Here is a 17,992-nt window from a genome sequence, read left to right as displayed (position 1 = left end):
CACCTATATTTACACATAGATAAAATAAACTCAAGCATTTTTTATAATGGAGACGATGATCATGATATACCTTGACTATGCAGCGACAACCCCTGTCTTAAGCGATGCCCTGCAAGCGTTTGAACAATTGAGCAGAGAGGTTTACGGAAATTCAAGCAGCCTCCATGACGCCGGCGGAAAAGCGGAAAGCGTGTTGCATTACTGCCGGGCTAAGCTGGCAGAGATCATCTCAGGCAAGGCTGAAGGCATTTATTTTACGAGCGGCGGCACCGAATCGAATATGTTGGCCGTCCATTCGATATTGAACGGTCTGCCTTCAGGAAAACGCCATTTTATCATGACAGAAATGGAGCATCAGTCCATGCATATTTTAAAGCGGCATCTGATCGCGCTCGGATACGAAGTCAGCACGATGAAGCCTGACGCAAACGGGGTGATCACGGCCGATATATTGGAACGGCACCTCCGTCCTGACACAGGGCTTGTCTCGATACAGCATGCCAATTCAGAAACAGGAATCATCCAGCCGCTCGCTGAATTGTCCTCCTTTTTGCATAAACGGGGCGTTCTCCTGCACAGCGATGCCGTTCAGACGTTTGCCAAAATCCCGGTAAAAGTTGAAGAACTCGGTGTGGATGCTTTATCCGTTTCAAGCCATAAAGTATACGGCCCTAAAGGAATCGGCGCAGTTTATATTCGGCCGGGCGTGGGCTGGAAGCCGGTTTATCCCGGAACTCTGCATGAGGGCGGTTTTCGCAGCGGAACCGTCAATGTGCCCGGAATCGGCGCATTTATTACGGCGGCTGAAAAGACGGCCGGCAGGATGGACGCCGTTTTTGAAAAACACCAAAAGCTTCGCGGCTATTTTTTGAGGCGCTTGCAGGAACGATGCCTTCCCGTCTCCCTCGCCGTCTTCGATTCGGCCGGTCACGAAGTGCTTCCGCATATTTTAGGTTGTTTTTTTCATTCCTTTGAAGGACAATATGTTATGCTGGAATGTAACAGGCGCGGCATTTGCATTTCAACGGGAAGCGCGTGTTCCGCGGGCCATCAAGAGCCGTCAAACACGATGAAGGCTCTCCGCGTTCCAAAGGAGCAGGCCCTTCGCTTTATTCGAATTTCGTTCGGATATGAGACGACAAAAGAGCACGTAGATAAACTGCTGGACGTATTTGAAAAGATGAAAACATGAGAAAGGAGACCATCGGATTGACAGACGGATTAAAACTTACGGGAGCTGAGCGGCGAAAACACCTGCTCGCATGGCTTAAAGAATCTGAGAAACCTCTGACGGGCAGCGAGCTGGCGAAAAAAGCTTCTGTTTCAAGACAGGTGATCGTACAGGATATATCCTTATTAAAAGCAAAAAATGAACCGATTATTGCAACGAGTCAAGGATATATGTATTTGCGGGCGCAAGCCTCTGACAAACAGCCGGTCAAACGCATCATCGCCTGCGACCACGACCCCGGCAAAACGGAAGAAGAATTGAACATGATCGTCGATTTTGGGGTGACGGTAAAGGATGTTACGATCGAGCATCCCGTGTACGGCGATCTGACAGCATCCATCAGGGTCAGTACGAGAAAGGAAGTCGCAGATTTCGTGAAAAAAATTTCTTCGACAAACGCCGCATACTTGTCACAGCTGACAAACGGCATACACCTTCACACGCTGGAGGCAGACGGCGAAGAGAAAATCGAACAGGCTTGCGATGCGCTGAAGAAAGCCGGCATCTTAATTCAAGAATAAACGAAAAAAGGTCCCTTTGCCTGATGGCACAAGGACCTTTTCATTATAAGGCATAGGCATTGTACGTCCCGAGCACCTTCACTTTGCAGCCCAATGCTTCGAGCTCTGCCGCGGCACCTGGGATAAGGACGTCGTCTAGCGCCATTTCGATATCAATGATAAAAAAGTAATTTCCCAATCCTGTTTTTGTCGGCCTGGATTCAATTTTAGAAAGATTCAAATTTCTCCAAGCGAAAGCGGACAGCACTTGATGAAGCGCCCCTGATCTGTCCGAAGGAAGGGTCACCATCAAAGTCGTCTTCGGCCTTGATGTTAATTCCGGATTGACTTGAACGGAAGCATGCTGATCCGGATGGAGCATCACAAATCTCGTATGATTATATTCGTAGTCGTGGATGTCCCGCTTTACAATGTCTAATCGGTACGTTTTCGCCGCCATTTCATTGGCGATCACCGCGATATTTTTGTCCGGGTTCTCGCTCACGTATTTTGCCGCGGCTCCCGTTGAAGTCGCGTATTCGAAAGGAACCGAATCAAACTGGCGGTGCAAAAACTTGTGGCATTGCGCAATCGCGTGTGAATGTGAATAGATTTTCTCGATGTTCGTCCATTCTTCTTTTCTTGAAGGGTGCACCAGCAAATGCTGGCGGATCGGCGCCGTGATTTCCCCGACAATATAAAGAGGCTGTTCATGGATTAAATAATCGATCGTCATGTTCACCGATCCTTCGATCGCGTTTTCCAGCGGAACAACGGCAAGATCGATTTCACCGCTCATGGCTGCGTCCATACAGGCAGGTATCGTATTATATGCTTGCTGTTTGGCCTCTGCAAAACAAGAGCACACGGCCAAATGGGTAAATGTTGCTTCTGGACCTAAATAACCGACTTTCATGTTCATGGTATATACACTTCTCTCCCTTAAGCGCCTGAACCCAGTATTTCGACCTTTTCTACGAATTCCAGCTTTCTTAATTTGTTCATAAGCAAATCAACATTTTCAGCCATCCCCCTCGTGCTGAGCGATAATGTAACATTGGCTCTTCCTTGAAGGGGGATGGTCTGGTGAATCGACAGCACGTTGCACCCTGAATCAGCCACAACCTGCAGCAGATGCGATAATGTTCCCGAACGGTCTTCCAAATGGAAAAAAAGTGTGATGATTTGTTCTTTGACCATTGTATAAAAAGGAAAAACCGCATCTCTGTACTTGTAAAAAGCGCTCCTGCTTAAATCGACTTTTTGGACGGCTTCTGCTACAGACTCGGCTTTCTTCCGTTTGATCAGCTTTTTGACCTCGAGCGTTTTCCGCATGGCTTCGGGCAGCACGTCTTCCCTGACAAGATAAAAGGTCTCCTCTTTCAATGGCTCTTCTCTCCTTTTAAAAACCCTGTATCCTAATGAATGTCGGAGAGTTTGCGATGCAAACTCTCCGGCACGATCAATCAATGAATTCAAATTCAAATTCAAGCAAGCGTATCGTATCCCCGTCTTTTGCCCCGCGTGCGCGCAATGCATCATCAACGCCCATGCCGCGAAGCTGTCTCGCAAACCGCTTGACGGACTCGTCCCTTGAGAAATCTGTCATTTTAAATAAGCGTTCGAGCTTGGCTCCGCTCAGGACGAAGGTTCCGTCAGAATCACGGGTAATTTCAAACGGCGCCTCTTCGTCTTCCAATTTGTACATGACCCTGTTTTCTGTCAGTTCTTCCTCGTCATACAGCGGGAATTCCGGCGTTGTTTCCAAACGATTGGCGATCTCAAACAGCAGATCTCTCAATCCCTGTCTTGTAACGGCGCTGATCGGGAAAACGGGGTGATCGTCTGTGAGTTTTTCTTTAAAAGCCTTCAGGTTTTCTTCCGCCTCAGGCATATCCATCTTATTGGCGACGATAATCTGCGGCCGTTCTGTCAGCCTGAGATTGTACTGCTCAAGCTCCTTGTTGATTGTCACATAATCCTCGTAAGGATCGCGTCCTTCAAGGCCTGACATGTCAATCACATGAACGATGACACGCGTTCTCTCGATATGTCTCAAGAACTGATGGCCAAGGCCGACTCCTTCATGAGCGCCTTCAATCAGCCCCGGAAGGTCAGCCATCACAAAGCTGCGGCCGTCATCGGTTTCCACCATGCCGAGGTTCGGAGCAAGCGTCGTAAAGTGATAATCGGCGATTTTCGGCTTGGCTGAAGAAACGACAGACAAAAGCGTTGACTTTCCGACGCTCGGAAAGCCGACAAGCCCGACATCGGCCAACACCTTTAATTCAAGAACGACGTAGCGTTCTTTGCCCGGTTCGCCGTTTTCCGAAAGCTGCGGCGCCGGATTTGCCGGTGTTGCAAACCGTGTGTTGCCGCGGCCTCCTCGGCCGCCTTTGGCAATGACGGCTTCCTGTCCGTGTTCCGTCAAATCGGCGATCACCTGTTTCGTATCATCATCAATGACAACGGTGCCCGGCGGAACTTTGACAACCATATCCTCCGCATTTCTGCCGTGCTGGTTTTTGGACATGCCATGCTCTCCGCGGGCAGCCTTGAAATGCCTCTGATAGCGAAAATCCATCAGCGTGCTGAGACCTTCGTCGACTTTAAACACGACGTCTCCGCCTTTTCCGCCGTCTCCCCCCGCAGGGCCTCCTTTCGGCACATACTTTTCGCGGCGGAACGCAACCATTCCGTTGCCTCCGTCTCCGCCTTTAACATATACTTTTACCTGATCAACAAACATAATGTCCTCCGTTCTATTCCTTTAAAACCGCGTTTACTTGACGTGGATTTCAGCAAGACATTCACGCTCTGAAACATCGAGCCGCCTGATTTCATAAAAATCTTCAGGTGATTTCTGAAATTCTTCAAAGCCGATAAGCTCTGTCAAGGCGCCGTGAAAGTCGAGATAAATGACGAGGCTTCCCTCGGGTCCGTCCGTTTGCAGCGTGACGGTCAAATGGTTTTCGCTCTCTTTTGAAACGCATTCGTCAAAAATCCGAAACAGCTTTCTGATGAGAATCACCAGCTTTTCATCATAAGCCGAGAGATCCCTGACTTCTCCGATCACCTCATATTCAAGCGTCAGCGAATGAGCCGTCCAGTTAAACGTGAGCAAATCGTAAGCAAACCGCGGTATTTTCAGGTTTGAAAGCTTTGATTCATGCTGAGCCTCAATGACCACTTCATCAATGATCTCAAACACGCGGTCATATTTCTTTAATGTTAGGTTTCCTTTAATCAATTGAAGTTTATTCATCCAGTCGTGCCTTGAGTGGCTGAGCAGATGGATAAGCTCATGAGTCAAAGCTGTATCATCGATATTCTTTTCTCGTTTTTTCGATATTTCTTCCATTTTGGCACTCCCAATCGTTTGGTCTCTTTTTAGGAGTCTGATCCGGTTTGTACTTTGAATTATAACAGAGAAGACAGTATAAATGAAACACGTTTATGCGGAATCTCCAGCGGAATCCCGGCATTTGCCGGATAGCGTGTCCGGGATTGAAATTGATATGTAAAAAAAACTCCGGTCAGAACGACCGGAGTTTCGTTTAAAGGTTAGGCTACAGGATATACGCTCACTTTTTTGCGGTCACGGCCGAAACGTTCGAATTTAACAGTTCCGTCGATTTTCGCAAATAGAGTGTCATCTCCGCCGCGGCCCACGTTTTCACCTGGGTAAATTTTTGTTCCGCGTTGACGGTAAAGGATGGAACCGCCTGTTACGAATTGACCGTCAGCACGTTTAGCACCTAAACGTTTAGCCTCAGAGTCACGTCCGTTTTTCGTTGAACCTACTCCTTTTTTAGAAGCGAAAAACTGAAGATCTAGTCTTAGCATGTAGCTCACCTCCTATATTTTGTTCTCTGTTACTCGTAAGTAACCTTTGTAATCCCGTTCGATCGTTTGCAGGGAAACGATCATGCCTTCAAGAAGCAGCTGGGCTTTGCTCCGCGCTTCCTGATCTGTCTCATCAGGGAACCGGAAAGACAAATATCCCCCGTCTTCCCCAAGATCGAGAATCGGATCAATGCCGGTCAGTGCGATGACAGCATTGACCGCTCCGAAGGCAACGGCAGATGCTCCGGCACAAACGAGATCGTGTCCATGTTCAGCAAAATTCGCATGCCCCGTCATTTCAAAGGACAAAATGTCCCCGTCCAGCCGGGATCTTGTAATTGTTGCCTGAATCATATCCTACACGCCTTAAGCGTTAATTTTTTCAATTACGACTTTTGTGTAAGGCTGACGATGACCTTGTTTTTTATGTTGGTTTTTCTTCGGCTTGTACTTAAATACGGTAATTTTTTTAGCGCGGCCTTGTTTTTCAACTTTGCCTGTTACCGTAGCGCCTTCAACCGTAGGGTTTCCAACTTTAACGTTTTCACCGCCGACAAACAATACGTTGTCAAAAGTAACTGTTTCGCCGACTTCAGCAGCAAGCTTTTCAACGTATACAGTTTGACCTTCTTCAACTTTGATTTGTTTTCCGCCTGTTTGAATAATTGCGTACATCTCTGCACCTCCTAATAAACTAAGACTCGCCAGTCAGCAGGGGGCTTTATCAAGCACTTAGCGCCTGCGCTGAGCGGTTGTAGCACGGGTGCTACATCCATAACATTAAAAAATATACCAGAATCACAGACGAATGTCAATACAGTTTTCAATAAACCGACAGAAGCTCTCCCATTGAAGACGTCGTTCGTTTATCGGCGAAATAGGCGTGAAGAACTTCATTTTCATCGAGCTGGCTCAGCTTTTCCCCGTCTTTTTCAATGATAATCGGATGCTTGCAGCCTCTCCTGAACATCAACATGACGTCGTATATGCGCTCATCCGCGCAAACGGTGAGCGGTGCAAGCCGGCGGACTTCCCGCTCTTTTCCGTAATAGCGTTCAAGCAGAAAACGGATATGGGCGTAATGCCTGCTTCTGTATTCCCGGTAAAGGGAGACGGATAGAAATACGAGCAGCACCCAGGCGCTCAGCTGCATTGGAGAAACCGCCAAAACCGCTATCATGAACAGTGCACAGCCACCACACGATACGGACAGGATCATTTGCTGCGCCTTTTGATACGGCAAATATTTCGAAAAAAGCAGAAACAACAGCTTCCCCCCGTCCAGCGGCCAGACGGGAAACAGATTCATCAGCAGGATCGTCAAGTTGTAAAATGTAAACATATCAAACATTTTCGGTTCGAGGAGCGAATTGGCAGACATCAGCCAAGCGGCTGACTGAAGCCATATGTGCTGTACCGGACCAGCGCAAACGACGGCAAGTTCTTCTTTTAACGGTCTGTTTCCATGCTCGTCAACCTCAAGGGCTCCCCCGAAAGGAAGCAGAAAAATCCGTTTGATCCTCCAGGAAAAATAGACGGCTGCTGCGGCATGGCCAAGCTCATGAACCAAAATGACGATCATTAAGCAAAATAACGCTTTAATATGCCCGGTCATTAAAGCGAGCGCCATCACCAGCCAGAGCAGGGGATGGATATGAAGCTTTGCGATGAGCTCTGTCCATCTATTCATCAAACGATATCACCTGTATCGGATCGACAAATTCGTCTCCTTGTTTAATTGCAAAATAATAGACGCCTTTATGGTCTTTATTTTGCTGAATCGTTCCGAGCTTGGCTCCTTTATCGACGAAATCGTATAAAGCGACATCGACCTTTTTCAACTGTCCGTAATAGGTGTAGCTGTTATCGGCATGCTGGATGACAACCGTCAGGCCTGTCTCCGGGCTTTTTTCCACTTCAATGACATAGCCCTCTTTCATGCTCTCAATCGTTTCGCTTTCCGTTTCGACTTTGATCCCCTCTCCGGAAAATTTCTGCTGAACTTTCCCCATCGCAGGGGTGACAAGCTCCTGGTTGACCTCCATTTGCTCTGACTGCTTTCCGCTTTTCGGCTGAAACAGCGAAAGCGGGTGTCCGAACTTTGATTCATACCAATGTCCAAGGGCCGCAAATTGAAATTCTTCTGTGAACATCCGGCCGATCACCGGTTTGACCTGCTTCACGGGTTCAAAATGGCCTTTATAAGCAATGGCAGACACAAGAACGAGGCATGCTGACAGGAGGCATTTTATGATGAATGCATCGGCCTTTACAAGCGGATGCTTTCCGTTTATCAAAGTTGAACCCCCTTCATATGCGGGGAACTCCTCATGTTTATCATCCTCCGGAAAGGCTGTCCAGGCGGGCGGTGGCAGCGGGCGCTTTGATCTGTCAGGGCGGCCCGGTCCATTTGCCGGCGTTTTCCGTTTTCGCTTTTTCGCGATTCTTTTGCGGATTTCATCTGCTCTGTGACTCATACCCCTCATCCTTTACATTCACGTTGGTTTGTACCATGATATGTCTTGTCCACAGCATTTATACCGATATTATTGACATGAAACCAAAAGGTTTCGTATAATAAAAAAACGAAACCTTTTGGTTTCATATTTTTCATGACGGAGGTATTCGAATGAAAGAACAAAACAGCCATGTGCCTGATATACATAAAAGGGTCACATTTCATGCGCCGATTCAAAAAGTATGGGAAGCGGTTGCGACAAGCGAGGGAATTGCCGCCTGGTTCATGCCGAACAATTTTCAGCCTGAAATCGGCCATGAATTCACCCTGCAGTCGCCATATGGACCTTCACCGTGCAAAGTGATTGAGCTTGAAGCTCCACATCGCCTCTCTTTCACCTGGGACACGTCAGGCTGGATCGTGACCTTTGAATTAAAAGAGACAGCCGGCGGCGACACTGAGTTTACTTTGATTCACTCCGGCTGGGGAGAGCCGGAAGAAATCGTTCCAAAAGCGGGAGCAAACAATTCGGACGTCCGCGACAGGATGAACGGCGGCTGGGAAGGGCTCGTCAATCAAAAGCTTCGCATGGCAGTTGAAGGCTAGTGTCTTCATCAGCGCAAAAACATGATGTGTTTCGGGCGGTCGCCGATCCGACGAGGAGGAAGCTGCTGAAGCTTCTCGCTGATCGGGAAATGCCCATTACCGATATCAGCAGCCATTTTCCGATAACAAGGACGGCCGTCTCCAAGCATTTGCGGATCTTGTCTGATGCGCGGCTTGTGAGTGAACGAAAAGCGGGAAGGGAGAAGCTGTACAGGCTTCATCCCGAACCGCTGATCGAATTGCAGGAGTGGCTCTCCTATTTCGAACGGTATTGGGACAACAAGCTCTCCATGCTGAAACATTATGTGGAACATGAAGGTAGAGAATAAATGCTATGAAAAAAGCAATCTCATAACTTGAGATTGCTTTTTGGCATTATGCGCGCACGCCGAAGAACGATTTAATTCTGGCAAACACGCCTTTATGCTCTTCTTCAAATGACTGTAAAGGCACGGATTCGCCGAGAACGCGGCGGGCGATGTTCCGGTATGCGATGGAAGCCTTGTTGTTGGGGTCCATGACAACCGGCTCTCCGTTGTTGGATGCCTTAATGACTTCATCATCATCGGCGACGATGCCGATCAATTCGATGGATAAATGCTGAATCACTTCGTCAACGTCAAGCATATCGCCGTTTTTCATTAAGTGATTGCGGATCCGGTTGATGATCAGACGGGGCGGCTCAATGTTTTCCTCTTTCTCGAGAAGTCCGATAATCCGATCGGCATCACGAACGGCGGAAATTTCCGGTGTCGTCACGACAATGGCTTTGTCAGCGCCGGAAACCGCATTTTTATATCCCTGCTCAATTCCTGCCGGACAGTCAATAACGATATAGTCAAAATCCTGTTTTAACTGCTGGATTAATTTGACCATCTGCTCCGGCAAAACCGCCGATTTGTCGCTCGTCTGTGCCGCCGGAAGCAAATAAAGCAGGTCATCAAAGCGTTTATCCTTTACAAGCGCCTGATGGATCTTGCATCTTTCTTCAACGACATCCACCAGATCATAGATAATTCGATTCTCAAGGCCCATGACGACATCGAGATTGCGCAGGCCGATGTCTGTGTCAACAAGACATACCCGCTTTCCCAAGATGGCCAAAGCGGTGCCAAGATTCGCGGATGTCGTCGTTTTGCCTACTCCGCCTTTCCCCGAGGTTATTACGATAGCTTCACCCAACTTTACATTCCTCCCTCAAGCCTTGTTAAACTAGGTCTCAAATGAGCCAATTGTTGAAGGCGGTCAATGACCATATTCTCTTCTTCGTCTAAATAAGCACATTCCATGTCGTTCCCTTCTTGGATGTGGTCTGGGGAGCGATTGAGCACATGATTTATGCGTAATTGAGTCGGTCTCATATCGGAAGCCGCAATAACAGCTCGTTTATTTCCGTTAAAACCAGCGTGGGCAATCCCTCTTAAAGAGCCGAGGACAAAAATATTTCCTCCGGCCTTCACCATTCCTCCCGGGTTCACATCCCCGATGAGAAGCAAATCGCCATCTGTTTCCAGGACTTGTCCCGAGCGAACGATTTTGGCGACCGAAATGACCTCGCTTTCTTTTTTTAAGCGGTCGGCTTCTGTTTTGGTCATGACTTCACTTTCGATGGACTGGATAAACAGATTTTGCTTCTCAGTGATCACTTCGGTCAGCCTGGCTTCTTGTTCCTTCGTCACATAGCGGTGGCCAAGCTTTACGAGAACACTGATTTTCTGGCCTTTTCCATCCATATAATGTTCGAGTGACAGCATATCCTGAAGACCGTTCAGTAATTCTTCAAAAGAGCATGTGTCATCAAGATGAAGCGTCAATCCATTTTTCGTTCCTTTAATTGTTACGTATTGCTGCTTTTGGGTCTTCACGGTGTTCACCTCAACATCATACTCATTTCGACATCGGCTGATAAAATCCTTTTTTTACTCTTCCCGAAGCTCTTTCTTAAGACTGGTAAAAAACGCTTTGAACGGGTAAATGAGCAAAATTCCCGCAATCGCGTTTAATCCGAGAGTAGGAAGCAGCCTTTCCAGCACAAATTGATGGAACGGCATGATCTCCGGCCGTATTAACATCTGTACGCCGTATTGATAAAACTCAAGGACACAGACGGCAAGCACCGATATGAAGATCACGACAAGCGCGTTCGTCTGCAGCACTTTAAACGCCTTTGACGTTAAATAACAAATACCGGCAAAACCAAACATGTATACCCCTAAAAGGTCGGTATAGTTAATATCATATAGCAGTCCGAATATAAATCCATATGTAATGGCAAACGACTGATTGACGTAAGCCGTCATAAAAACTAAGACGAGCAGCAGAAAACGCGGAATCAGCTGCAGATCATCGCCGATAAAAGGCAATCTGACAAAATCTGCATAAACGCTTTCAGACGCCAGGACAAACATCATGATGACAGGAAGAAGGAACCGCTTCACGATCCTCCCTCCTCCTCATTCACCGTGTCGAGTGTACGATCAACGACAATGACATTATCAAGATTATACAAATCAGCAGCCGGCTTCACGTAAGCGATTTTCGTCAAACCGTAAGAATCGGGTTCGACCTCTGTCACCTTTCCGACCGTTAAGCCTTTTGGAAATACTCCGCCTGCCCCGGAGGTTTCAACCAGGTCGCCTTTTTTGATATCCCTTTCTTTATCAGGATCAATAATTTCCATGGACAGCGCCTTTTTGTCAGAATCATATCCGTTGATAATGCCGTTTACCGTTTTTTTGCCTTTATTAGCCGAAACGATGGTTGAAATTCGGTTGTTTCTGTCCGTCGCGCTTAAAAGCTGGACAGTGGAAGTGAAGCTATTCACTTTTGTGCTGTCGATTTTACCGATCAGGTTGCCGTTTTCGTCTGTGACCGCCATGTCTTTTTTCACGCCATGCTTGGAGCCTTTGTTAATCGTGATCATGTTCCACCATTCATACTTATCCGGGTTTCTGGCGATGACAGTCGCCAGTATCGGATTATAGTCTCTGATCGACTTCAAATGGCCTAGCTCCTTGCGAAGGGACTTGTTTTCGTTTTCGAGTTCCTGAAGCTTTGCTTCATACTGAGTCTGGCCGTCAAGCTTCTTCCGCAGGCGCTCGTTTTCATCATAAGTGTTTTTTAAGTCTTCTACATTTTCAAAGAAGCCCGAAAAAAACTGAGCGGGCGTATGAAAAATGGTTTGGAATACACCAGTTGTATCGCCAATGAATTTTTCGGGCCAAGTTGCATTACGGTCGTTCTTCAACGAAAATCCAATCATTGCCACCAAAATGATGATACAAAGGAGTAAAAGCATCAACCGTTTATTCGTAAAAAACTGCGGCATGATTATACACCTCTTCTATTTCACTGTGTCCTTAATTTTTCCCTTTAAATAGATGAATTTGTTCGAGTGCTTTACCTGTTCCGATCGCTACACAGTCAAGAGGGTCTTCCGCAATGATAACCGGCATTTTCGTTTCTTCGCTGATGACTTTATCCAAATGGCGAAGAAGCGCGCCTCCGCCCGTCAGGACGATTCCGCGGTCCATAATGTCAGCCGCAAGTTCAGGCGGTGTTTTTTCCAGCGTATTTTTCACGGCGTCTACGATTGCAGACACAGTATCGCGAAGCGCCGCCGTAATTTCTTTCTCGGTGATTTCAATCGTTTTCGGCAGTCCTGTTAAAAGATCGCGGCCGCGGATTTCCATGCTTTCTCCGTTTTCACTTGCTTCGGCCGAGCCGATTTCGAGTTTGATAGCTTCGGCAGTGCGATCCCCGATCATCAGATTGTACGTTTTTCTGATATAAGAGATAATCGCCTCGTCCATCTCATCCCCAGCTACACGGATGGATTGGGATGTGACAATTCCTCCGAGGGAAATAATCGCGACTTCGGTCGTTCCGCCGCCGATGTCAACAACCATGCTTCCGGTCGGCTCCCAAACAGGCAGGTTTGCGCCGATCGCCGCGGCAAACGGTTCTTCAATCGGATAGGCGTCTCTTGCGCCCGCCTGGCGTGTGGCATCGATAACCGCGCGCTGTTCTACCGCTGTAATTCCGGATGGAACACAGACCATTACATAAGGTTTTCTTGCAAACAATCCTTTGTTTTTCACAGCTTTGCTAATATAATGCTTCATCATCGTTGCCGTTGTTTCATAATCAGCGATGACTCCGTCTTTCATCGGGCGGAGCGCAACGACATTTCCCGGAGTCCGTCCGATCATATTTTTCGCGTCATTACCGACTGCGACAATTTGCTTTGTGTCCGTTTGAAGCGCAACGACAGAAGGCTCCCTAACGACAATTCCTTTTCCTTTGACAAAGACAAGCGTATTCGCTGTTCCCAAATCTATTCCAAGGTCTCTCGCACCAATTCCAAACATTTGTATGTATCTTCCTTTCTTAAAACAAATTCCTAAGCAAAAACCCATAAATTCTATTATAGCTTAATTTAATGAAAAAAAAAGTGTTACAAATATCCTTTTTCTTTTAAGCTCACAAATTTTTGATCGCCGATGACAATATGGTCGAGCAATTCGATTCCGATGAGCTGTCCGCATTCATTGAGACGCCTTGTAACATCGATATCTTCGCTGCTCGGTGCCGGGTCTCCCGAAGGATGGTTGTGCACGCAGATAAAAGAAGCGGCTGACCGCTTCAAAGCCTCCTTAAACACTTCCCGCGGATGGACAATGGAAGAGTTCAGGCTGCCGATAAAGACGGTGCGTTTGTGGATTACCTGATTTTTAGAATTCAGGTAGAGGCAGACGAAGTGTTCCTGAGACAAAAAACGCATATCTTCCATCAGCAAATTCGCTGCATCCTCAGGAAAGCGGATCACATGCCGCTCTTCGTACACAAGCTTATGAATGCGCCGGCCGAGTTCGAGAGCCGCCAATATTTGAACGGCTTTCGCGCGGCCGATGCCCGAGATGCTTGAAAGCTCTTCAACAGATGCTTCTTTTAATAAACGCAGGCCGTCGAACGTCTGAAGAAGGCGGCTTGAAAGCTGGAGAACCGATTCTTTTTTTGTTCCGGTTCTTAAAAGAATCGCCAGCAATTCATGATTTGACAGGCTTTCGGCGCCCATGTTCAAGAGCCGTTCGCGAGGCCTTTCATCTTCCGGAAAATCTCTTAATTTTAATGGCAGATCGCTAATGATAAAACCCTCCCTGTGATTCCCCTTCCCGTTCGGTTCATCAATAGGAGTGCAGACCAAACCGCTTCAGCATTCTCATCGTTTTGGAAATAGGCAGCCCCACAACCGTGTAGTAATCTCCCTTAATATGTTTGACGAAGAGCGCGCCCTTTCCCTGTATTCCGTATGAACCTGCTTTATCAAACGGTTCGCCCGTATCAATATAGGCGCTGATTTCTTTATCTTCGAGAGGCCAAAAGGTGACTTCGGTTTCCTCAAAAAATGTTTCGCATTTGCTGTTTGACTTGATGCAGACACCCGTCAGCACCGAATGGGTTTGTCCGGAAAGCATTTTCAGCATCCTTCCGGCTTCCCCGGCATCTTTCGGCTTGCCCAGACAAACGCCTTCAAAACAAACTATGGTGTCGGCGCCAAGCACGACAGCATCAGGATATTGCTCGGCTACTTTTCGCACTTTTTGTTCCGCCAACCATTTGACGTTCTCTTCCGGCGAAAAGTTTCGGTTTAATTTTTCTTCTGCGTTGCTCGCCACGACGCGGTATGGAATGTGCAGGAGGTCGAGGAGTTCCTTTCTGCGGGGTGATTGTGAAGCTAAAATAAGCGGCTGTGTCATGGGAAGCCATCCTTTCACGGGTTTTTTGCTTAAGAAATAAAGATACTTGTTTTATCCTACCAAAAGAAAGCCTCAGCCACAATTTCAGAAAAATAACTTTTTGATGACAAAAATCGATAAATCAAAAAAACCAGCCCATCGGCTGGTTCAAATGATTATTTCATTTGGCTGAGCAATAGCTGCTGGCTTTTCCAGCCGTTTGCCGCTGTCGGTTTTTCCAGCAGATTCACGGCCTTTAGTATGCCCTCTTTTATCTTTTCCGAGTCTCCATTTGGCTTTATTCCATCAATTTCCGCTTTGAGATCGGCGACGTTTTTCGCGGTTACCTCGGCGCCGAGAATCGCTTTTGCCGACAGCTCTGCCGCTTCTTTAAAAGCCGGGGACAAATCGGAATCAAGCGAAACCGACAGCTCTTTTCCGCCCCACGCATCAAGATCGTGATCGATCAAAATCTGTCCGAGCTGAGAAGTCATCTGCTTTTCACCGGTTATGCCGGCGATCACGTAATATCCGTCATCTTTTGCCAGCGGAACAGCGGCATATCCTTTTTCAACGATTTGAGAAGCCATCGTTTCCGCCCCTTCTTTTGAGGAGAATTTGCCCGCTTGTACGGCAAAACCTTTAAAATCCGCACCGGCTTTGCCGGCCGCCTGTTTTTCGTCATCGCTGTCCCCGGCTTTGACCGCCCCGCCGTCTTCCGCATTCGCACCAAGGCTGCCCGATGCCGGCACTTCTCCTTTATCTGATGCAAGGTTGAGAGCAAAAACGCCGAGGCCTGTGCCGAGCAAAACGGCGAAAATAATCGTCATCGCGAAACGCTTAACGGGGTAAGAAAACGTTCGTTTCGCCTTTTGACTGCCTTTGGCTTCATGTTTCTTTTGATAAGGCGTCACCACTTTTGGATCGTCTTTAAAAACGGCCTCTTCCTCATCCGGCTCAGCCCATGTAAATTCGTCCGTTTCGGGTTTTCTGTCCTCCTTTGAAGCGGATATCTCCTGCTCCGCCTTCCGCTTTTCTTCCCAATTCGAAAAGGTCAATTTCTTTTCCTTATGTTTTTCCTGCGCCTCTGCTTTCGCCGTGCCGTATATCGTCTCTTCCTTTCCGTTGATCATCACTTTGAGCGGATCTTCTTTAGGCGTGTTCCCGGCCGAATTTTTCTTGCTTTTCCGTTTTTTCAATGTACTTCCCTCGCTTTCCGTTTTTGATTGTATGATGAGCATAAGACAGTATCCCGTTAGAAACAGAGGGAGCCAAAAGGAAGGAGGAGATCTCCTGAAGGCTTGTCCCTCTTATTGTCCACACTGTATCACAGCCCGAAAAAAAAAGAACAAGACTTTTGTCGTCTCGTTCAAAAAGGTTTCGTCAAATTTTTTATGCCATCATTTGGACGTACAAATCGATCAGCTGATCGCCGTAAAAATAGCCTGTCAGCGTTCCGATCAAAATGGCCGGCGCAAACGGAAAGGGCTCCCTTCGCTTGAGCTTTCCGCAAGCCATGGCTGTAAGCCCGATCACCGTTCCGCAGGCGGCGGACAGGAAAAACACGAGCACGATCAGCTTGGCTCCCAGGACGACGCCAAGGACGGCAAACAGCTTCACATCGCCCCCGCCGATGCCCCCTTTCGTCACAGCAGCCGTAAAGAGCGGCAGCAGGCATCCGCATGCCGCCCCCGTTATGCTCGAATGCCAAGGATCAAGCGGAATCAATAAACGCCCGGCAACGAAAATAGGCAGAAAAACACAAAGTACGACATCGGGTATGACCATATACGTCACATCTGAGACAAAAGCGATTAGCAGCAAAGAAATGAGCAAAAGCGCCATGACAAGCTCTCCCTCTCCGCCCATCTGCAGCCATGCAAAGGGAAACAGAAAAGCCGCCGTCAGCTCAACGGCCGGATAGACGATCGAAATGGAGCATTTGCACCCTCTGCACTTTCCTCTCTGCAAGATGTAGGACAGCACCGGTATCAGCTCAAGAAAAGTCAATGGGCGGTGGCAGACGGGGCAGGCGGAACGCGGAGCGAGCAATGAGGTTTTTTGAGGGATGCGGCGGCCGGCCGCATTAAAAAAAGAGCCTAGCACCAAACCGGTTATGACAAAGTACATCAACGAACATCAGCCTCTCGCAGGATTTCCCGGCCCGGATCTTCCGGCAGGCCAGGGGCTTCCATTTTAGCAAACCTTGGAGAGGGCCGCTGTTCGCGAAAATATAAAAATGCGCCTTCAGCCTAAGCTAAAAACGCATTTTTGCCTTTTATCGTTTCATTGCCGCTCTGACGGCGGAAATAAAGTAGAGCGAGCCGGTAATGATCACGACGGCTTTTTCATCCGCAGCTTTTTCTTCGATAAACCGAAACACGGAGTCGATGTTTTCGCCACGGGTTTTATGGCGGGCCCGGCTTTGCTCGTACAGTTTTTGAGCGGATTCGGCTCTCGGAAAATCAAACGATGTAAAATGAACCGAAGATGCAAACGCCTCTATTTCGCGGATCATATCCTGATAGGGCTTGTCTTTTAAGGCGCTGAAACAAACGTGGATGTTCCGGTCCCCAAAGTGAGCGGCAACCGTCTCGGCCAGACGGCCGACGCCTTCTTTGTTATGAGCGCCGTCAATATATGTAAGCGGCTGTTCCAGCACTTTTTCAAAGCGGCCGGCCCATTCCGCTTTTTTCAAACCGGCACGAAGCGCTTCCCGGCTGATATCGGCGTAATTTTCCGCGGCGAGCCATTCAGCTGCAAGAACCGCCAAAGAAGCATTTTGCCGCTGATGGGTGCCGATCAGGCCGGTTTCAAGCTGTTCGTACTGCTGCTCAGGCGTCTTTAGCGAAAACCGTTCGCCATCCGGCAGGGAGAGCTCCCCGTATATGTGGCAAGTCTCCTGAAGGGATATATACGGAGCGCATTTTTCCGCAGCTTTGCGTTTGATCACACCGGCAGCTTCACGCTGATGAACAGCTGTTAACACGGGCACGCCCTGCTTGATGATTCCCGCTTTTTCAGCCGCGATCTCTTCCAGTGTATCTCCCAAGATTGCGGTGTGGTCGCGGCCGATCGAGGTGATGACCGTCAATATCGGTTCGACGACATTCGTCGAATCAAGGCGGCCCCCAAGGCCCGTTTCAAAAATAACAAAATCGGTCTTGCGGTATGCAGCAAAATATAAAAATGCACAAGCGGTGATGATTTCAAATTCGGTGGCCGCCCCAAGTTCGGTTTTTTCCAGCTCCAGGACGAGCGGTGCGATTTCATTGAAAAGCGCCGTCCACTCCTCATCTGAAATCGGAATGCCGTCCACGCTGATCCGTTCGTTGAAGGTTACGATATAAGGGGAAGTGAACGTGCCCGCCGTATATCCGGCTTCCTGCATTATCGAGCGGATAAAGGCGATCGTCGACCCTTTTCCGTTTGTTCCGGCAACGTGCACAGCTTTCATTTTTTTCTCCGGGTGCCCGAGCTCCTCAAGCAGCCACTCCATTCGTTCCAACCCCGGCTTGATGCCGAATTTCAGCCTTCCGTTCAACCAGCTTAGCGCTTCTTCAAACGTGTTGAACAAGCCTGTTCCCTCCCTTCAATGATGAAGGTGTTTCCC

22 protein-coding genes, 1 pseudogene and 1 other annotated feature are annotated in these 17,992 nt (G+C 48.1%); of the genes and pseudogenes, 4 read left to right on the top strand and 19 right to left on the bottom strand.

Features of this window, described 5'->3' with window-relative positions:
- Nucleotides 1-61: 61 nt before the first annotated feature.
- Together MHB78_RS08115 and MHB78_RS08110 are read left to right on the top strand one after the other, a co-directional pair.
- Nucleotides 62-1,241 (top strand): annotated as a pseudogene (locus tag MHB78_RS08115) (IscS subfamily cysteine desulfurase).
- Nucleotides 1,210-1,752 carry a transcription repressor NadR gene (locus MHB78_RS08110; RefSeq protein WP_046132077.1) on the top strand — a complete coding sequence of 181 codons (543 nt, stop codon included), beginning with the start codon at nucleotides 1,210-1,212 and terminating at the stop codon, nucleotides 1,750-1,752. The pseudogene MHB78_RS08115 and the gene MHB78_RS08110 overlap by 32 nt, the downstream one beginning before the upstream one ends.
- 43 nt (nucleotides 1,753-1,795) lie before the next feature.
- On the opposite strand, the gene pheA is transcribed toward MHB78_RS08110, so the two are convergent.
- The 9 genes from pheA to MHB78_RS08065 form a co-directional block, all read right to left on the bottom strand.
- On the bottom strand, nucleotides 1,796-2,647 hold the full coding sequence (gene pheA, locus MHB78_RS08105) for a prephenate dehydratase (protein ID WP_046132151.1): 852 nt from the start codon (nucleotides 2,645-2,647) through the stop codon (nucleotides 1,796-1,798).
- Nucleotides 2,648-2,673: 26 nt separating this feature from the next.
- The gene (locus tag MHB78_RS08100) at nucleotides 2,674-3,117 is read right to left on the bottom strand and encodes an ACT domain-containing protein (protein ID WP_046132076.1); all 444 of its coding nucleotides are present in this window, start codon (nucleotides 3,115-3,117) and stop codon (nucleotides 2,674-2,676) included.
- Nucleotides 3,118-3,193: 76 nt separating this feature from the next.
- The gene (obgE, locus tag MHB78_RS08095; RefSeq protein ID WP_046132075.1) at nucleotides 3,194-4,480 is read right to left on the bottom strand and encodes a GTPase ObgE; all 1,287 of its coding nucleotides are present in this window, start codon (nucleotides 4,478-4,480) and stop codon (nucleotides 3,194-3,196) included.
- A gap of 33 nt (nucleotides 4,481-4,513) precedes the next feature.
- A complete protein-coding gene (locus MHB78_RS08090) occupies nucleotides 4,514-5,092 on the bottom strand; it encodes a sporulation initiation phosphotransferase B (protein WP_046132074.1) in 579 nt (192 codons plus the stop codon).
- A gap of 203 nt (nucleotides 5,093-5,295) precedes the next feature.
- Nucleotides 5,296-5,577 carry a 50S ribosomal protein L27 gene (rpmA, locus tag MHB78_RS08085; RefSeq protein ID WP_006637844.1) on the bottom strand — a complete coding sequence of 94 codons (282 nt, stop codon included), beginning with the start codon at nucleotides 5,575-5,577 and terminating at the stop codon, nucleotides 5,296-5,298.
- A gap of 12 nt (nucleotides 5,578-5,589) precedes the next feature.
- A complete protein-coding gene (locus tag MHB78_RS08080) occupies nucleotides 5,590-5,931 on the bottom strand; it encodes a ribosomal-processing cysteine protease Prp (protein ID WP_046132073.1) in 342 nt (113 codons plus the stop codon).
- A 12-nt stretch (nucleotides 5,932-5,943) separates the two neighbouring features.
- Entirely contained in the window at nucleotides 5,944-6,252 is a 309-nt protein-coding gene (gene rplU / locus MHB78_RS08075) for a 50S ribosomal protein L21 (protein WP_046132072.1), read from the bottom strand.
- Nucleotides 6,253-6,264: 12 nt separating this feature from the next.
- Nucleotides 6,265-6,341, bottom strand: a sequence feature (ribosomal protein L21 leader region).
- Between the two features lie 59 nt (nucleotides 6,342-6,400).
- A complete protein-coding gene (locus MHB78_RS08070; protein ID WP_046132071.1) occupies nucleotides 6,401-7,267 on the bottom strand; it encodes a M50 family metallopeptidase in 867 nt (288 codons plus the stop codon).
- Entirely contained in the window at nucleotides 7,260-8,054 is a 795-nt protein-coding gene (locus MHB78_RS08065; protein WP_046132070.1) for a peptidoglycan DD-metalloendopeptidase family protein, read from the bottom strand. The genes MHB78_RS08070 and MHB78_RS08065 overlap by 8 nt, the downstream gene beginning before the upstream one ends.
- A 152-nt stretch (nucleotides 8,055-8,206) precedes the next feature.
- On the opposite strand from MHB78_RS08065, the gene MHB78_RS08060 reads away from it, so the two are divergent.
- A complete protein-coding gene (locus MHB78_RS08060; RefSeq protein WP_046132069.1) occupies nucleotides 8,207-8,641 on the top strand; it encodes an SRPBCC domain-containing protein in 435 nt (144 codons plus the stop codon).
- Complete coding sequence (locus tag MHB78_RS08055) at nucleotides 8,641-8,970, top strand: metalloregulator ArsR/SmtB family transcription factor (protein ID WP_046132068.1); 330 nt, start codon at nucleotides 8,641-8,643, stop codon at nucleotides 8,968-8,970. Before MHB78_RS08060 ends, MHB78_RS08055 begins: the two co-directional genes overlap by 1 nt.
- Before the next feature lie 46 nt (nucleotides 8,971-9,016).
- On the opposite strand, the gene minD is transcribed toward MHB78_RS08055, so the two are convergent.
- The 10 genes from minD to MHB78_RS08005 form a co-directional block, all read right to left on the bottom strand.
- A complete protein-coding gene (gene minD, locus MHB78_RS08050) occupies nucleotides 9,017-9,823 on the bottom strand; it encodes a septum site-determining protein MinD (RefSeq protein WP_046132067.1) in 807 nt (268 codons plus the stop codon).
- Between the two features lie 2 nt (nucleotides 9,824-9,825).
- Nucleotides 9,826-10,506: a septum site-determining protein MinC gene (gene minC, locus MHB78_RS08045; RefSeq protein WP_046132066.1), complete on the bottom strand. Its 681-nt coding sequence runs from the start codon at nucleotides 10,504-10,506 to the stop codon at nucleotides 9,826-9,828.
- 54 nt (nucleotides 10,507-10,560) lie between these two features.
- The gene (gene mreD / locus MHB78_RS08040) at nucleotides 10,561-11,079 is read right to left on the bottom strand and encodes a rod shape-determining protein MreD (protein ID WP_046132065.1); all 519 of its coding nucleotides are present in this window, start codon (nucleotides 11,077-11,079) and stop codon (nucleotides 10,561-10,563) included.
- Nucleotides 11,076-11,969, bottom strand: a complete 894-nt coding sequence (gene mreC, locus MHB78_RS08035) for a rod shape-determining protein MreC (RefSeq protein ID WP_046132064.1) — start codon at nucleotides 11,967-11,969, stop codon at nucleotides 11,076-11,078. Before mreC ends, mreD begins: the two co-directional genes overlap by 4 nt.
- A gap of 31 nt (nucleotides 11,970-12,000) precedes the next feature.
- Nucleotides 12,001-13,011: a rod shape-determining protein gene (locus tag MHB78_RS08030; protein ID WP_046132063.1), complete on the bottom strand. Its 1,011-nt coding sequence runs from the start codon at nucleotides 13,009-13,011 to the stop codon at nucleotides 12,001-12,003.
- Nucleotides 13,012-13,097: 86 nt separating this feature from the next.
- Nucleotides 13,098-13,790, bottom strand: coding sequence for a DNA repair protein RadC (gene radC, locus MHB78_RS08025; protein WP_173427510.1), 693 nt, complete (start codon nucleotides 13,788-13,790; stop codon nucleotides 13,098-13,100).
- 37 nt (nucleotides 13,791-13,827) lie between these two features.
- Nucleotides 13,828-14,400, bottom strand: coding sequence for a Maf family protein (locus MHB78_RS08020; RefSeq protein WP_046132062.1), 573 nt, complete (start codon nucleotides 14,398-14,400; stop codon nucleotides 13,828-13,830).
- Between the two features lie 155 nt (nucleotides 14,401-14,555).
- A complete protein-coding gene (locus MHB78_RS08015; RefSeq protein ID WP_046132149.1) occupies nucleotides 14,556-15,578 on the bottom strand; it encodes an SPOR domain-containing protein in 1,023 nt (340 codons plus the stop codon).
- Between the two features lie 193 nt (nucleotides 15,579-15,771).
- Nucleotides 15,772-16,509 (bottom strand): A24 family peptidase, encoded by a 738-nt coding sequence (locus tag MHB78_RS08010; protein WP_046132148.1) that lies wholly within the window; start codon nucleotides 16,507-16,509, stop codon nucleotides 15,772-15,774.
- 148 nt (nucleotides 16,510-16,657) lie between these two features.
- Nucleotides 16,658-17,956 carry a folylpolyglutamate synthase/dihydrofolate synthase family protein gene (locus MHB78_RS08005; RefSeq protein WP_046132061.1) on the bottom strand — a complete coding sequence of 433 codons (1,299 nt, stop codon included), beginning with the start codon at nucleotides 17,954-17,956 and terminating at the stop codon, nucleotides 16,658-16,660.
- Nucleotides 17,957-17,992 lie beyond the last annotated feature (36 nt).

This window comes from Bacillus sp. FSL K6-0138, assembly GCF_037982765.1.
GTDB lineage: Bacteria > Bacillota > Bacilli > Bacillales > Bacillaceae > Bacillus > Bacillus glycinifermentans.
This window is presented reverse-complemented; position numbering and strand designations above follow the sequence as displayed.

Coding starts and splice junctions, on each gene's coding strand:
- rpmA (WP_006637844.1), bottom strand. CDS start 5,577: ATGCTAAGACTAGATCTTCAGTTTTTCGCTTCTAAAAAAGGAGTAGGT.
- rplU (WP_046132072.1), bottom strand. CDS start 6,252: ATGTACGCAATTATTCAAACAGGCGGAAAACAAATCAAAGTTGAAGAA.
- mreC (WP_046132064.1), bottom strand. CDS start 11,969: ATGCCGCAGTTTTTTACGAATAAACGGTTGATGCTTTTACTCCTTTGT.
- obgE (WP_046132075.1), bottom strand. CDS start 4,480: ATGTTTGTTGATCAGGTAAAAGTATATGTTAAAGGCGGAGACGGAGGC.
- MHB78_RS08070 (WP_046132071.1), bottom strand. CDS start 7,267: ATGAATAGATGGACAGAGCTCATCGCAAAGCTTCATATCCATCCCCTG.
- MHB78_RS08020 (WP_046132062.1), bottom strand. CDS start 14,400: ATGACACAGCCGCTTATTTTAGCTTCACAATCACCCCGCAGAAAGGAA.
- MHB78_RS08065 (WP_046132070.1), bottom strand. CDS start 8,054: ATGAGTCACAGAGCAGATGAAATCCGCAAAAGAATCGCGAAAAAGCGA.
- MHB78_RS08010 (WP_046132148.1), bottom strand. CDS start 16,509: ATGTACTTTGTCATAACCGGTTTGGTGCTAGGCTCTTTTTTTAATGCG.
- MHB78_RS08030 (WP_046132063.1), bottom strand. CDS start 13,011: ATGTTTGGAATTGGTGCGAGAGACCTTGGAATAGATTTGGGAACAGCG.
- MHB78_RS08060 (WP_046132069.1), top strand. CDS start 8,207: ATGAAAGAACAAAACAGCCATGTGCCTGATATACATAAAAGGGTCACA.
- pheA (WP_046132151.1), bottom strand. CDS start 2,647: ATGAAAGTCGGTTATTTAGGTCCAGAAGCAACATTTACCCATTTGGCC.
- MHB78_RS08080 (WP_046132073.1), bottom strand. CDS start 5,931: ATGATTCAGGCAACAATTACAAGATCCCGGCTGGACGGGGACATTTTG.
- MHB78_RS08090 (WP_046132074.1), bottom strand. CDS start 5,092: ATGGAAGAAATATCGAAAAAACGAGAAAAGAATATCGATGATACAGCT.